Below are 14,921 nucleotides of genomic sequence, written 5' to 3' on the forward strand. Positions count from 1 at the left end.
GTCCCCTGGTATCACGCGTGTGCCTTCTTTTGAGCGCCGCTGGCGTCTGCCAGCATTTGCTCATCTTATACCTGACGTCAGGAGTCATGATGACTACCCAATTCCCTACCGCTACCCAATCCATTCTCGTGCTTGGCGCGGGCGAGCTCGGCTTGCCGGTACTGCGCAATCTCGCCCGGCTTGCCAGGCAGAAGCCTGGTTCGAAGGTGAGCGTACTGTTGCGCCAAGCCACTCTCGACAGCCAGGAAGCTGGCAAGAAAAGGGAGATGGGAGAGTTGCGCGCGATCGGCGTCACCTTGGTAGCAGGCGACCTGGTCAAGGATTCCATCGACCAACTGGCGGCGGTCTTCGCGCGATTCGATACCGTAATTGGCTGCGCCGGCATGGTCGCAGGTCGGGAAACCCCCATGAAGCTGGCGCGTGCGGCACTCGCCTCGGGGGTGAAGCGCTACTTTCCCTGGCAATTCGGGGTGGACTACGACGTCATCGGTCGTGGCAGTCCCCAGGACCTGTTCGATGCCCAACTCGAGGTGCGGGAATTGCTGCGCGTCCAGAGCCAGACCGAGTGGGTGATCATCTCCACCGGGATGTTCACCAGCTTCCTGTTCGAACCCGCGTTCGAGGTCGTCGATCTCATGACGGATACCGTCAGGGCGCTGGGCAGTCTGGATACCCAGGTGACCCTGACGACGCCCGAGGATATTGGCAGGCTGACGGCCGAGATCGTGTTTTTCGAGCCACGCTTTCGTAACGAGATCGTCTATCTCGCCGGTGACACCTTGGCCTATGGCGAGCTGGCCGCGCTACTGGAGCGGGTGCTGCAGCGGCCCTTCGGCACCCAGGTGTGGACGGTTCCCCAGTTGCTGGATGAGCTGGAGAAAGAGCCTGACGACCAGCTCAAGCACATCTGGAAGTACCGCGCCGTGTTCGCCCAGGGCCGCGGCGTCGCCTGGCCGATGGAGACCACCTTCAATGCCCGGCACGGTTTCGCGGTGACCAGCGCGGAGCAGTGGGCGCGGGAGCACCTGGTCGAGGCCGGGCGGGCCGAATGAAGCGTGCAGGACTGGGGTCATCCCTTTCCTGCATCGCCAAGATTCCCTAAAGACGTAGGGCGGCTTCGCGTATTTCCGATAAAACCTTACCCGTGGCTTCTGCTCGTGCCGACCCTTCCGCATGCCGCCTTGGCCGAACGCGGTACCGAAATCTGCCCGCGACTTCGGCGACTGGCCGCCGAGGGTTGGGAGTTTCTGGACGCCTGAGTCGCACAGAGCACCCTGAACGACGCTACATATCCGAGAGCGCCCGGATCTTTGACCTTTCGTTCACAGGCACCTAGGGTCAGGCAGGGCGCATTCGTCTGACGATTGTGCTCGATCGGAATACCAATTCAGGCAATGGGAGTGTCAGATGTCTTTTGCTCGTTCGGCCTTGGCCAACCGCTTTTCCGCTCTAGTGCTCACCGCCGCGACCGCCACCCTGGCGCTGCCCCTGGCCGCCGCGCCGGGTGTCGAGGGTTCCCTGTCTGCCGTCCAGGGCGATGCCCGGATTGGCAAGGCGCTGGAAGCGCTGCGCGCCGACGACGGCCGCACCTTCACGGAACAGAAGCATATCGCCCAGATTCCCGCGCCGCCGTTCAAGGAAAAGGTGCGCGCCGAGTATTACCTCAAGCGCTTCCAGGAGCTGGGTCTCAAGGACGCCAGCATCGCCCCGAAAGGCTATGTGATCGCCACCCGCAAGGGCACTGGCCAGGGTCCGCAGCTGGTGGTGTCGGCGCACCTGGACACGGTGTTTCCCGAGGGCACCGACCTGACCCTCAAGGAACAGGATGGCAAGACCTTCGGCCCTGGCATCGGCGATGACGCCCGGGGCCTGGCGGCGCTGCTGTCGGTGATCGATGCCCTGAACAAGAGCGGCATCGAGACGGTGGGCGACCTGGTCTTCGTCGGCACCGTGGGCGAGGAAGAGCTGGGCAACCTGCGCGGGGTGAAGGCGCTGTTCAAGGATCGCCAGGGCATCGACGGCTTCATCTCGGTGGATGGCATCGACGTGCGCCGCATCGTCAATCGCGGTACCGGCAGCCACAGGTACGAGATGACCTTCAAGGGACCGGGTGGCCACAGCTTCGCCGAATTCGGCCGACCCAGCGCCATCCACGCCATGGGCCGCGCCATCGCCAAGATCGCCGAGGTGCGTCCGCCCAAGGAACCCAAGACCACCTTTACCGTTGGTACGGTACAGGGTGGCACCTCGGTCAACGCCATCGCCGGCGAGGCGCGGCTGACCCTGGACATGAGATCCAACGAAGAGGCCGCGCTGCTGGCCGAAGAGAAGGAGATCCTGGCCCTGGTGCAGGACGCGGTGAAGGAAGAGAACCAGCGCTGGGAAACCGACCAGATCTCGGTGGACATCAAGCTGATCGGCGATCGTCCGGCCGGGGGCACGGCGGAGGATTCGCCCATGGTGCAGACGGCGCAGCGCTCCATTGCGGCGGTCACCAAGGGCGCCAAGGTCACCCTCAGCGGTGGCAGCACCGATTCCAATACCGCCATGTCCCTGGGCATTCCGGCCATGACCATCAGCGGTGGCGGGGAGGGCGGCAGTGCCCACTCGCTGGCGGAATGGTACAAGCCGGTGGACGCCTACCAGGGCCCGCAGAACGTGCTGCTGACCAGCCTGACCCTGGTCGGCGTCAAGGGCGTCAGCGAGCCGGTGCTGCAGGCCAAGGGCAAGTAGCCCGCGGCCGGTCCTGGTAGCTGTCCGCAAGGGACAGGTGCCAGGGCCGGCGGCGCTATTCGCTCGTCGGTTTCAGTCGCAGGCAGGCCAGGGAGCTGACCAGGATCGCCAGGCCGGACAACGGATACAGCAGGGTCGAAGGCACCAGCGGAATGAGCACGCCGGCCAGCAGCGGGCCGACGCTGGCACCCACGTCGCGCCACATGGCGTTGGAGGCCAGTGCCGGCAACCGTGCCTGACCGGGATGGCGGGTGGCGACCAGGGTCACCACCAGGGGGATCTGCAGGGCGCGCAGGATCAACACCCCGCCAGCGCCGAGGATCAGCCAGTGAAAGCCGAAGGCGATCAGGAACAGCGCGGTCAGCGTCGAGCAGACCACCAGCATGGGCGCCGCGCCATAGCGATCCGCCGCCCGGCCGCCGAGCGGGCTGAGCAGCATGTCGGACAGATAGCGCAGCGCCATCAGTAATCCGGCCACCAGCACCGCATTGCCGCCCAGTACCGCCTGGGAAAAGGCCGACAGGCCAAAGATGAACAGGCCGTCCAGGGTCACCCCTTCGATGAAGGACCAGGTGACGATGCGATCCGGCCAGCGCAGGCGGCGTCCGGGCGCCGGCAACTCGTGCCCGGCGCGGGGCAGCCCCAGGGCCAGCAGCAGGCCGATCAGGCAGAGTCCGCTGCTGAGCAGCAGCACCGCGCGCGGGCCGTACTCCAGGGTCAGCCAGGCGCCCACGGAGAGGGCCAGCATGGGGCCGATGGCGATCAGCGCCCGCGAGGTGCCGGTGCGCCGGGCGGCGCCGGCCGGGTCGGCGGTGGCCAGCACCTGGGTGGACAGGTTGAAGGTGGCGAAGCTCAGACCCCAGGCCAGGCGCAGTCCCAGTAGTGCCCAGAAGCCGGAGAGATGGGCGTTGCCCAGAGCGCAAAGGGCGGCCACCGCGGCGGCCACGACCAGACTGCGGCGATCGCCGCAGCGGGCATAGAGCTGCACCACATAGCGATAGCCGACGATGCGGATCAGCCGGTTGGCGGCCAGCAGGATGCCGGCCTCGATCAAGGTGATGCCGAAGACCGGGGCGTACATGGGCAGGACGAGATAGAGCAGCACGTCGCTGGGCAGGCAGCAGGCGAGGACGATGGCCGCACGCCGCGAGGCCTGGTCGACGGACCGGGGAGAGGTCATGCGCGAAAGATTCCTGTGGGCGAGGTAACGTCCAGCCCTTCGGTCGGCAGCTGGACAGCGGATTGCAGGGACGGCATTGCCGATCAGGCGCCAGGCAGAGGCCGCGGCTGCAACGAGACTGTCATTATCTCTTCTTTTGCAAGAGGTGTCCGCCAGGCGAAACGGCTGAACTAACTCCAGCCGCGCGCAATCCTTTTCAGTGCGTCTTGCGCCGTGCAGTGGCTGCCCGGCCCTGCCACGTCCCGTCTTGAAAAGGAGTCGTCAGTGACCGTAGCTGCCCACCATTACCACCCTGTCCGGCCCGGCCCGCTGCACGCGTTGCTGCTGGCCGGTTCCGTCCCGCTGTTCATCGGCGGCCTGCTCAGCGACATCGCCTACTACCAGACGATGCAGATCCAGTGGGCCAACTTCGCCGCCTGGCTGATCGCCGGCGCGCTGTTGCTGTCCGGACTGGCGCTGCTGTTCGCCCTGGGCAATCTGTTCGGCGCGCGCTTCCGCGGTCGCCGGCCGGCGGCCTATTTCCTCCTGCTGCTGCTGGCCTGGGTGCTGGGGCTGGTCAATGCCTTCGAGCACGCCAAGGACGCCTGGGCGGTGATGCCCGCCGGACTGATCCTCTCGGTGGTGGTCTCGGTGCTGAGCCTGGTGGCTGCCTGGATCGCGCTCTCCAACCTGCGTTCGGAGGTGGTTCGATGAGTACTCTAAGAGCCTTGAGCGTCCTCGGTCTGGCCGTGCTGCTGGCCGCCTGCGGCAACGAGGGCGGCGCCGACACCCAGGCCCGCGGCCCCGATCCCAAGCTGCCCGAACCCCAGCGCGGCCTCCTGCCGAGCATGAAGATCGCCCAGCCGGCACCCTGGGGTGATCGCGTACCCACGGTGCCCCAGGGCTACACCATCACCGCCATCGCCACCGATCTGCGCATTCCGCGGCAGATGCTGGTGCTGCCCAACGGCGACATCCTGGTGGCCGAGGGCCGCGGCGGCAACGCGCCCAAGCTGAAGCCCAAGGACGTCATCGCCGGCTACATCAAGGCCCAGGGCAACACCCAGGTAAAGGGCGGCAATCGCCTGACCCTGCTGCGCGACGCCGACGGCGACGGCAAATACGAACTCAAGACGGTGTTCGCCGAGAATCTCAACGCGCCCTATGGCCTGGCCTTCGCCAACGGCCGCATCTATGTGGCGAACCAGGACGCCTTGGTCAGCTTTCCCTACCAGGACGGCCAGACCCAGGCCAGCGGCGCGCCGGACAAGCTGGTCGAGCTGCCGGCGGCGATCAACCACCACTGGACCAAGTCCCTGGCCGCCAGTGCCGATGGTCGCTACCTCTATGTCGGCATTGGCTCCAACAGCAACGTCGGCGAGCGCGGCATGGACGTCGAGGTGGATCGCGCGGTGATCTGGCAGATTGATGCCCAGACCGGTGCGCACAAGAACTATGCCACCGGGGTGCGCAATCCCACCGCCCTGGCCATACAGCCCGACAGCGGCCAGCTCTGGGCGGTGGCCAACGAGCGCGACGAGATCGGCCCGGACCTGGTGCCGGACTACCTGACCTCCATCCGCGAAGGCGGCTTCTATGGCTGGCCCTACAGCTACTGGGGGCAGAACGTCGATACCCGCGCCCAGCCGCAGGATCCGGCCAAGGTGGCCGCGGCCATCAAGCCCGACTACAGCCTGGGTTCCCACGTCGCCGCCCTGGGCGTAACCTTTTCCACCGCGGCGGTGGGCGGTCAGTTCACCGATGGGGTCTTCGTCGGCGAACACGGTAGCTGGAACCGTGACAAGCCGGTGGGTTATCGCGTGGTCTTCGTGCCCTTCCAGCAGGGCCGTCCGGCTGGCGAGCCCATCGACTTCGCCACCGGATTCTTTGGCGACGATGGCAAGACCCGCGGCCGCCCGGTCGGGGTGGCGGTGGATCAGCGCGGTGGCGTCATCATCGCCGACGACCTGGCCAACACCGTTTGGCGGGTGACGCGTACGCAGTAAGGTGCGAGCAGGATCGGCTTGCCGCGCAGTCGGGCGGCAAGCCGATCAATGCATGCGGTGATGCAGATCGCCGAGCACCACCAGGCTGCCCACCACCATCAGCACCAGGATCAGGCTGGTGAACAAGAGCAGATAGAGGTCGTGGCGGTGCGAGCGACCCAGGCTGATATGCAGGAAGCAGCGCAGGTGCACCAGGATCTGCAGCAGGCCCAGGCCGAAGATGACGCCCAGGGTGGTCCCGCGCGGCCAGGTCGGGAACAGCACCAGGCCGATGGGGATCAGACTCAGCGTCACCGCCAGCACCAGGCCGATCACATAGCTCGTCAGCTCCCGACGATAGTCATCTCTCTTCATGGCAGCAGCCCCTGCAGGTAGACCACCGAGAGGATGGCCACCCAGACGATATCGAGAAAATGCCAGAACAGGCCCAGGCGCATCAGTCGGGTCTTCACCGGCGTATCCAGGCCGAACACCCTGAGCTGCACCAGCATCACCACCAGCCACAGGCAGCCGCTGGCGACGTGCACCCCGTGCATGCCCACCAGGGCGAAGAAGGCCGAGAGAAAGGCGCTGCGCTGGGGCAGGGCGCCCTGATCCGCCATGCCAAGGAAGTCGTGCACTTCCAGGCCGAGAAAGACCAGGCCCAGCGCCAGGGTCACCAGCAGCCAGGTCACCAGGGGCCGCAGGCGACCCTTGTGGTATTTCATGGCCAGCGACGCCAGGCCGTAGGTGAAGCTACTGGCCAGCAGCACCAGGGTCTGCAGGGTGACACTGCCGATCTCGAAGACGTCCCGGGCGACCGGTCCCCCGGCGGTGGCGTGCTGCAGCGTCGCGTAGATGGCGAACAGCAGCGCGAACACCAGGGCGTCGCTCATCAGGAAGATCCAGAACCCGAACAGCGAATATTCCGCCTCGGCGTGGGTCGCGTGATCGGTGGCGCCGACGTTGAGGCCGGCGTGGTTCATGTCGCGCGGACTCATGGCCCCATCTCCGCCAGGCCGCGATTGCCCGGCCCGGTTTCCTCGTCCCGCTTGACTGGCCGAGTGGCGGCGACCTGATCCAGCCAGGCCTCGTGTTCGCGGCGGATGTCCGCGGCGGAAATCAGCCGCTCGGTGTCGCGCTGGAAGCTGCGGGCGATCACCGCGCCCCAGGCCACTCCCAGGCCGAGCACGGTCAGCCAACCGATGTGCCAGACCAGCCCGAAGGCGCAGGCGAAGCCCGCCGCCCCGACAAGGGCCGGCACGGCGCTGTTCTTGGGCAGGACGAGGTCGGCATAGGTGCGCGGCCGGTCGTAGGCCAGGCCGTGTTCCTTGAGCCAGGTGAAGGGGTCCCGGTCGTTGATCGGCAGCGGCACGGCGAAGTTGTATTCCGGCGGTGGCGCAGCCACGGCCCATTCCAGGGTACGGCCATTCCAGGGATCGCCCGCCGGCACCCGCGCAGTGTCGCGGCGGCGGATGCTCACCACCAGCTGGATCACCAGGCTGGCCAGGGCGGCGAGCAGGATCACCGCGCCCAGCTCGGCGACCCACAGCAGCGGGGCGAAGTCGGGATTGTGGATCGCCTGGCTGCGCCGCGGCAGGCCGGACACGCCCAGCACGTACAGCGGCATGAAGGCGAGCAGGAAGCCCAGGCCGAAATTCAGCGCGGCGATACGGCCCCAGCGCTCGTCGAGGCGAAAGCCGAAGGCCTTGGGAAACCAGAAGTGATAGCCGGCCAGCATGCCGAACAGCATCCCGGGGATCAGCATGTTGTGGAAGTGGGCGACCAGGTAGACGGTGTTGTGCACCTGGTAGTCCACCGGCGGCGTGGCCAGGGTGATGCCGGTGAGGCCGCCGATGACGAATAGCATGATGAACATCACCGCGTAGATCAGCGGCGTGGTCAGGCGGATGCGGCCGCGGAACATGGTCGCCATCCAGTCGTAGATCTTCACCCCGGTGGGAATGCCGATGAGCATGGTGGCGATGCCGAAGGCGGCGTTGATCTTGGGCGACTGACCCATCGTGAAGAAGTGGTGCAGCCAGACGGTAAAGGACAGCACGGCGATCACCAGGGTGGCCCAGACCAGCGAGTGATAGCCATAGAGCCGCTTGGTGGAGAAGGTGGCGAAGACCTCGGAGAACACCCCGAAGGCCGGCAGGATCAGGATGTACACCTCCGGGTGGCCGAACAGCCAGAACAGGTTGATGTAGTTCATCAGGTTGCCGCCCTGGGTGTTGGTGAAGAAATGGAAGTCCAGGTAGCGGTCCAGGGCCAGCAGCAGGGTGGCCACGGTCAGCGGCGGCATGGCGAAGATCATCAGGATGCTGGTGCACAGCGCCGTCCAGCTGAACAGCGTCATGTGGAACAGGCGCATGCCCGGCGTCCGCTCCTTGTAGAGGGTGACGGCGAAGTTGAGGCCGGTCAGGGTGCTGCCCAGGGAGCTCAGGGTCAGCGCCCAGATCCAGTAGTCGGGGCCGACTCCGGGCTGGTATTCGGCGCCGGTATAGGGCGGATAGCCGCTCCAGCCGCCGGTGGAGAAGCGCCCCAGCACCAGCGAGACCATCACCAGGGCGGCGCCGGCCACGGTCAGCCAGAGGCTGATGGCGTTGAGCAGCGGAAAGCGCACGTCGCGGGCGCCGATCTGCAGCGGCATGACGAAGTTGATCAGCCCGGTGAGAAAGGGCATGGCGACGAAGAACACCATGATGGTGCCGTGGGTGCTGAACAACTGGCCGAAATGCTCCGGCGGCAGGTAGCCCGGCGCATCGATGGCCAGGGCCTGCTGGGTGCGCATCATCACCCCTTCCACCACGCCGCGGCTGAACATCACCAGGGCCAGTACCACGTACATGATGCCGATGCGCTTGTGGTCCAGGCTGGTGAACCACTCCTGCCAGAGATAGCGCCACTTGCCGAGCCAGGTGATGGCCCCGGCGGCGGCCAGGGCGCCAAGGATCACCACGCTGGCGCCGCAGGTGGCGATCAGGCTGTAGAAGGGCAGGGCGTCATAGCCCAGGCGACCGAACAGCAGGTGCCAGAGGGCCGAGGAATCAGTCATGGGTGGCTCCCTGGAAGGTGGCGCAGGCGGGTATCGGGTCCTGGCGATAGCGCGCCAGCACCCAGGCGAAGAGGGCGGGTTGGGTCAGGCGCAATTCGGCGGCCTGCTCCAGGGTGCCGGGGCGGGCCAGCACCTGGTAATGGGCGCAATCCAGCGCCTCGCGGGTCTGGCTGACGCTCCGGGTCCAGCTGGCGAAGTCCTGGGCATCCAGCACCCGGATCGGGAAATGCTGGTCCTGGAAGCCTTCGCCGCTGTACTGGGCATTGCGGCCCTCGAACTGGCCGGGCGCGGGAATCTGCAGATAGCGCTGGGTCTGCATGCCGGCCATGGCGTAGATCTGGCCGCCCAGACGCGGCAGCAGCAGGGATTGCATCACCGTATCGCTGGTGAGTTTCAACTGCACCGGCCGCCCCGCGGGCAAGACCAGTTCATTGACCGTGGCGATGCCCTGTTCGGGATAGAGGAACAGCCACTTCCAGTCCAGGCCGATTACCTGGACCTCCAGCGGCGCCTGGCTGGGCGTCGGCGAGCGATAGGGATCGAGGCTGTGGGTGCGGGTCCAGACCAGCACCGCCAGCACCGCGACGATCAGCGCCGGCACGCCCCAGGCGAAGATGTCCAGCAGCCAGGAGAATTCCCAGCGCGGTCGGTAGGCGGCACGCGTGTTGCCGTGGCGATAGCGCCAGACGATCAGCGGGGTGAGCAGGATCACCGGCAGGACCACCACCAGCGCCAGGCCGACGATCCACAGCAGCAGGTCGCGTTCGCCGCTGGCGGCGAGACCGGCCGGGGCAAGAAAGCCGTGCTGCAGCGGCGAACAGCCAGCGAGCGAAGCGGCCAGCAGCACGCCAGCCAGGGACCCGATCGCCGAGTGGCGCCTCGAGGTGCTCCCCGGACAGGGAGAAGAACGACGCGACTTTCGCGCAAGGGACATGAGCGGACCCGACCGTAACCAGTTGTTGCAGCCAACAGACCGCCCGAGCAGGCGTGACGTTCACTGGATACTGGCGCTTGGCCGCCCTGACTCAGGCTGCGCCGGCGTACAGGCCTCGGGCTAGGGCTGTTCGGTCTTCCACTGGCCGAGCAGGATGGCGACGAATTTTTCCGCGGCGGGCGACAGCGAGGCGCCCCGGCGCGAGACCAGCCCGAGGGTCCGGGTCACTTCCGGATCGCTGAGCGGCACGCTGACCAGGGTCGGGTGGTCGGCGTCCGGCATGGCCAGGCTGGGCATGGCCGAGACGCCGAGGCCGGCTTCCACCATGCCCAGGGAGGTGGACAGGTGCTGCACCTCATAGAACCACTTGGGGCGGATGCCCCGCGCGGAAAGGGCATGGTCGAGCAGGACCCGGTTGCCGCTGAGGCGCCCCACGCCGATCAGCCGGTGCTCGACCAGCTCGGCCCAGCTGATCGACGGGCGTCCGGCCAGTTCGTGGTCACGCCGGCAGGCCAGCACGAATTGCTCCTGCACCAGCGGCACGAACTCGATGTCCGGGTGCTGGCCGCTGAGCATGTTGATGCCGAAGTCGGCTTCGCCACGCAGCACGGCCTCCAGGCCGTCGTTGGCGCTGAGGTCCAACAGGCGGATGCGGATCTTGGGGTATTGCTCGTTGTACTGGCGGATCACCGAGGGCAGGAAGTAGAAGGCCGCGGTGGGGATGCAGGCCAGGGTGACCTGGCCGGTCTGGCGCTCGGCCAGTTCGCGGATGCTAAGGATGGAGTCCTCGAAGTCGTCCAGCAGCCGGCGCGCCTTGGGCAGGAAATCGCGGCCGACGCTGGTGAGGCCGACGCGACGAGTGGTGCGTTCGAGCAGGGGCGTGCCCAGGCCGTCTTCCAGCTTCTTGATGCGCCGACTCAAGGCCGGCTGTGACAGGTGCAGGGCGTCGGCTGCCTCATGGAAGCTGCCCAGTTCGGCGATTTTCACGAAAGATCGAATGTCTTGCAGCTCGTAGTCCATGAATGCCCTGTCCCGGAAAACCGGCTTTATTGATTAATAAAGTGGAATAATAGCGCTGATATTTGCATTGGATAGATTTATCTGCCGCTGCCAATCTTGCTCCCAGAACATCAATAACCGCTATTGATCAACAAGAGTCAGCAGTCATGCAACGTATTCCCTGCGTTCTCATGCGAGGTGGCACCTCTAAGGGCCCCTTCTTCCTCGCCAGCGACCTGCCCAGCGATCCCGTCCAGCGCGACGAGATGCTGATCGACCTCATGGGCGCCGGCCACGAGCTGGAAATCGATGGTATCGGCGGCGGCAGCCCTCAGACCAGCAAGGTCGCCATCATCAGCCCGTCCGGTCATCCCGATGCCGACGTGGACTATCTCTTCGTCCAGGTGATGGTCGCCGAGCGCCGCGTCGATACCGCACCCAACTGCGGCAACATGCTCTGCGCCGTGGGTCCCTTCGCCGTGGAGCAGGGGATGGTCGCCGCCAGAGACGGCAAGACCCTGGTGCGCATCCGCAACCTCAACACCAACAGCTTCGTCGATTCCCTGGTGCATACGCCCGGCGGCCTGGTGCGCTATGAAGGCGACACCGCCATCGACGGCGTGCCCGGCACCGCCGCGCCGGTGCAGCTGACCTTTCTCGACGCCGTGGGCAGCAAGACCGGCAAGCTGTTTCCCACCGGCCAGGCCACCGATGTCTTCGATGGCGTGCCGGTGACCTGCATCGACATGGCCATGCCGATGATGATCGTCGACGCCCGCTACCTGGGCGTGACCGGCAGCGAGCGGCCGGCCGAACTGGACGCCAACGCGGCGCTGCTGGCGCGGCTGGAAGACCTGCGTCTGCAGGCGGGTCGGGCCATGGGCCTGGGCGATGTCAGCGGCAAGGTGATCCCCAAGCCGGTGCTGATCTCCGCGCCCCAGCACGGCGGCACCCTGCAGGTGCGCTACTTCATGCCGCACAGCTGCCACCGGGCGCTGGCCATCACCGGCTCGATCGGCCTGGCCACCGCCTGCGTCACCCCGGAGACCGTGGTGATGGCGCTACTGGGCGAGGCGGCGCGTGACCTGACCACCGTCCGCCTGGAGCATCCGAGCGGCGGGATCGACGTGGTGCTGTCGCGCGGCGGCGCGGACGGCACTACCATCCAGGCCTCGGTCGTCCGGACCGCGCGCCGTCTGTTCGCCGGCCATGTCTACGCACCCACCGCGCGGAGGCTCGCCGGCTGACGTAGCACCCCACCCCCCACCAGCGCATCCGCACAACTTCAATAAACGGTGATGCCCCATGAAACTTGCCAAATCGCTGTACTTCCAGATCCTCTGCGCCGTGGTCCTCGGGGTGCTGGTCGGTCACTTCTGGGCGCAACAGGCCGTCGCGCTCAAGCCCCTGGGTGACGCCTTCATCAAGCTGATCAAGATGATGATCGCCCCGGTGGTGTTCTGCACCATCGTCACCGGCATCGCCGGCATGACCGACAAGAGCACCCTGGGTCGGCTGATGGGCAAGACGCTGCTGCTGTTCCTGGTGCTCACCGTCATCAGCCTGTTCATCGGCCTCGGCGCGGTCTACCTGTTCCAGCCCGGCGTGGGCATGAACATCGATCCCGCGACCCTGAGCACCGCCAGCATCGCCCAGTACACGGCGTCGGCGGCCAAGCTCAGCGTGGTGGACTTCTTCATGCACATCATCCCGGACACCTTCATGGGGGCGTTCAACAAGGGTGAGGTGCTGCCGGTGCTGTTCATCGCCGTGCTCTGCGGCTTCGCGCTGTCCGCCATGGGCGAGCGCGGGCGGCCGGTGCTGGAGGTGCTGGAGTCGGCCTCACAGATGGTCTTCCGCATCTTCGGCTACCTGATGCGCTTCGCGCCGGTGGGTGCCTTTGGCGCCCTGGCCTTTACCGTCGGCCAGTACGGCATCACCTCGCTGGGCTCCCTGGCGAAGCTGATCGCCACCCTCTACATCGCCTGCGCCTTCTTCGTCTTCGTGGTCCTGGGCGCCCTGTGCCGCTCGCGCGGCTTCAGCCTGTGGCAGCTGCTGCGCTACTTCCGCGAGGAATTCCTGGTGGTGCTCGGTACCTCGTCCACCGAGCCGGTGCTGCCGCGCATGCTGCAAAAGCTCGAAGGCCTGGGCTGCAAGAAGGGCGTGGTCGGTCTGGTGCTGCCTACCGGCTACTCCTTCAACCTGGACGGCACCGCCATCTACCTGTCGCTGGCCGCAGTGTTCATCGCCCAGGCCTGCAACATCGAGCTCAGCCTCGGCCAGACCCTGACCATGCTGGCGATCATGCTGCTGTCCTCCAAGGGCGCGGCAGGGGTCACCGGCAGCGGCTTCGTCGCCCTGGCCTCGACCCTCACCGTGATCCACGACATCCCGCTGGCCGGTCTGGCGCTGCTCATCGGCATCGACCGCTTCATGTCCGAGGCCCGCGCCCTGACCAGCCTGGCCAGCAACGCCGTGGCCACCGTGGTGATCGCGCTGGGCGAGGGCGCATGCGATCGCGAGAAGCTGATGCGCGCCCTGGCCAGTGGCAAGGCTGAACCCGTGGCGCTGCCCGAGGCCGCCGAGTGGACGGCACCGGACGTTCGTCCCCACGCCTGATCGCTCCAACCACGGCATCGCTGCACTCCCACCTCCGCGCCGTCAGCTGGCCGGAGGCGGGGATCGGCTGGCCCGCGTCCGGCCAGACCCACGACAAGAACAAGGGATATGCCTATGCTCGCGCTTCTCGGTCTGATCATGGTGGTGACCTTCACCTACCTGATCATGAGCAAACGTCTGTCGCCCATCGTGGCGCTCACCGTGGTGCCCATCGTATTCGCCCTCATCGGTGGCTTCGCCCCCACCACCGGCAAGATGATGCTCGATGGCCTGAAGATGGTGGCGCCCTCGGCGGCGCTGCTGCTGTTCGCCATCCTCTTCTTCGGCCTGATGATCGACGCCGGGCTGTTCGATCCGCTGATCCGCAAGATCCTCAAGCGCGTCAACGGCGACCCGGTCAAGATCGCCATCGGCACCGCGCTGCTCTCGCTGCTGGTGGCCCTGGACGGCGACGGCACCACCACCTACATGATTACCTGCGCGGCCATGCTGCCGCTGTACAAGCGCATCGGCATGAATCCCATGGTGCTGGCGACCGTCTCCATGCTCTCGCTGAGTATCATGAGCGGCATGAGTCCCTGGGGCGGACCGGCCACCCGCGCCATCGCCGCGCTGGGGCTGGACGCCACCGCCTACTTCATTCCCATGCTGCCCACGGTGATCGGCGGGGCGGCCTGGGTGGTCTTCACCGCCTTCCTGCTCGGTCGCCGCGAACGCGCGCGCATCGGCAACGTCGCCCTGGAGAGCGGCGGGGCGGCCGGCGGCAAGTGCTATATCGAGGAGATCCTTGGCGATTCGCCGACCAAGCGGCCGCGGCTGGCCTACGTCAACCTGGTGCTGGTGATCGCGGTGATGACCGCCCTGGTCATGGGTGTGATGCACGCCGCCATCCTGTTCATGATCGGCTTCGTGTTAGCGCTGATGATCAACTATCCGCAGCTGGAGTTGCAGAAGGAGCGCATCCTGGCGCATTCCGGCAACGCCATGACCGTGGTGCTGCTGGTGTTCGCCGCGGGCATCTTCGCCGGCATCTTTTCCGGCACCAAGATGGTCGACGCCCTGGCCCAGACGCTGGTCGACTGGATTCCGCCGGCCTGGGGCCACTGGTTCCCGCTGGTGGTGGCCATCACCAGCATGCCGCTGACCTTCGTGCTGTCCAACGATGCCTACTACTTCGGCGTGGTGCCCATCCTGGCCAACGCCGCCGCGGCCTACGGCATCGATCCGGTGGAGATCGCCCGCGCCTCGGTGCTGGGCCAGCCGGTGCACCTGATGAGTCCGCTGGTGGCCTCGACGCTGCTGCTGGTGGGCATGGTCGACCGCGACATCGGTGACTTCCAGAAGGCCACCGTCAAGTGGGCGGTGCTGACCTCGCTGGTCATCACCGTGCTCGCCCTGGCCACCGGCGCCATTTCCTTCTTTGTCTGACGC

The 14,921-nt window shown here is 66.5% G+C and carries 13 protein-coding genes; 7 read left to right on the top strand and 6 right to left on the bottom strand.

The window, feature by feature from the left end; all coding sequences use genetic code 11:
* Nucleotides 1-89: 89 nt before the first annotated feature.
* Together FHR73_RS04785 and FHR73_RS04790 are read left to right on the top strand one after the other, a co-directional pair.
* Entirely contained in the window at nucleotides 90-1,052 is a 963-nt protein-coding gene (locus FHR73_RS04785; protein ID WP_183629805.1) for an aromatic alcohol reductase, read from the top strand.
* A 355-nt stretch (nucleotides 1,053-1,407) separates the two neighbouring features.
* Nucleotides 1,408-2,733 (top strand): M20/M25/M40 family metallo-hydrolase, encoded by a 1,326-nt coding sequence (locus FHR73_RS04790; RefSeq protein WP_183629806.1) that lies wholly within the window; start codon nucleotides 1,408-1,410, stop codon nucleotides 2,731-2,733.
* A 55-nt stretch (nucleotides 2,734-2,788) separates the two neighbouring features.
* On the opposite strand, the gene FHR73_RS04795 is transcribed toward FHR73_RS04790, so the two are convergent.
* A complete protein-coding gene (locus FHR73_RS04795) occupies nucleotides 2,789-3,913 on the bottom strand; it encodes an MFS transporter (RefSeq protein ID WP_183629807.1) in 1,125 nt (374 codons plus the stop codon).
* Nucleotides 3,914-4,177: 264 nt separating this feature from the next.
* Here FHR73_RS04795 and FHR73_RS04800 point away from each other — a divergent pair, with 264 nt between their 5' ends.
* Nucleotides 4,178-4,606 (top strand): DUF2231 domain-containing protein, encoded by a 429-nt coding sequence (locus FHR73_RS04800; protein WP_158894380.1) that lies wholly within the window; start codon nucleotides 4,178-4,180, stop codon nucleotides 4,604-4,606.
* A complete protein-coding gene (locus tag FHR73_RS04805; protein ID WP_183629808.1) occupies nucleotides 4,603-5,898 on the top strand; it encodes a sorbosone dehydrogenase family protein in 1,296 nt (431 codons plus the stop codon). The genes FHR73_RS04800 and FHR73_RS04805 overlap by 4 nt, the downstream gene beginning before the upstream one ends.
* A gap of 45 nt (nucleotides 5,899-5,943) precedes the next feature.
* On the opposite strand, the gene FHR73_RS04810 is transcribed toward FHR73_RS04805, so the two are convergent.
* The 5 genes from FHR73_RS04810 to FHR73_RS04830 all read right to left on the bottom strand — a co-directional run bounded on the left by FHR73_RS04810 (nucleotide 5,944) and on the right by FHR73_RS04830 (nucleotide 10,892).
* A complete protein-coding gene (locus FHR73_RS04810; protein WP_183629809.1) occupies nucleotides 5,944-6,252 on the bottom strand; it encodes a cytochrome o ubiquinol/quinol oxidase subunit IV in 309 nt (102 codons plus the stop codon).
* On the bottom strand, nucleotides 6,249-6,878 hold the full coding sequence (locus FHR73_RS04815) for a cytochrome (ubi)quinol oxidase subunit III (RefSeq protein ID WP_183629810.1): 630 nt from the start codon (nucleotides 6,876-6,878) through the stop codon (nucleotides 6,249-6,251). Before FHR73_RS04815 ends, FHR73_RS04810 begins: the two co-directional genes overlap by 4 nt.
* Entirely contained in the window at nucleotides 6,875-8,908 is a 2,034-nt protein-coding gene (locus tag FHR73_RS04820) for a cbb3-type cytochrome c oxidase subunit I (RefSeq protein ID WP_409258664.1), read from the bottom strand. Before FHR73_RS04820 ends, FHR73_RS04815 begins: the two co-directional genes overlap by 4 nt.
* A 22-nt stretch (nucleotides 8,909-8,930) precedes the next feature.
* Nucleotides 8,931-9,785 carry a ubiquinol oxidase subunit II gene (locus tag FHR73_RS04825; RefSeq protein ID WP_311628990.1) on the bottom strand — a complete coding sequence of 285 codons (855 nt, stop codon included), beginning with the start codon at nucleotides 9,783-9,785 and terminating at the stop codon, nucleotides 8,931-8,933.
* 207 nt (nucleotides 9,786-9,992) lie between these two features.
* Nucleotides 9,993-10,892: a LysR family transcriptional regulator gene (locus FHR73_RS04830; protein ID WP_007158583.1), complete on the bottom strand. Its 900-nt coding sequence runs from the start codon at nucleotides 10,890-10,892 to the stop codon at nucleotides 9,993-9,995.
* A 146-nt stretch (nucleotides 10,893-11,038) separates the two neighbouring features.
* Here FHR73_RS04830 and FHR73_RS04835 point away from each other — a divergent pair, with 146 nt between their 5' ends.
* From FHR73_RS04835 to FHR73_RS04845, 3 genes are all read left to right on the top strand, one after another.
* Nucleotides 11,039-12,118 (top strand): 4-oxalomesaconate tautomerase, encoded by a 1,080-nt coding sequence (locus FHR73_RS04835; RefSeq protein WP_183629813.1) that lies wholly within the window; start codon nucleotides 11,039-11,041, stop codon nucleotides 12,116-12,118.
* 58 nt (nucleotides 12,119-12,176) lie between these two features.
* On the top strand, nucleotides 12,177-13,490 hold the full coding sequence (gene dctA / locus FHR73_RS04840) for a C4-dicarboxylate transporter DctA (RefSeq protein WP_183629814.1): 1,314 nt from the start codon (nucleotides 12,177-12,179) through the stop codon (nucleotides 13,488-13,490).
* 114 nt (nucleotides 13,491-13,604) lie between these two features.
* The gene (locus FHR73_RS04845) at nucleotides 13,605-14,918 is read left to right on the top strand and encodes a CitMHS family transporter (RefSeq protein WP_183629815.1); all 1,314 of its coding nucleotides are present in this window, start codon (nucleotides 13,605-13,607) and stop codon (nucleotides 14,916-14,918) included.
* Nucleotides 14,919-14,921 lie beyond the last annotated feature (3 nt).

Source organism: Pseudomonas sp. AS2.8 (genome assembly GCF_014190935.1).
In the GTDB taxonomy this organism is placed as follows: domain Bacteria; phylum Pseudomonadota; class Gammaproteobacteria; order Pseudomonadales; family Pseudomonadaceae; genus Chryseomonas.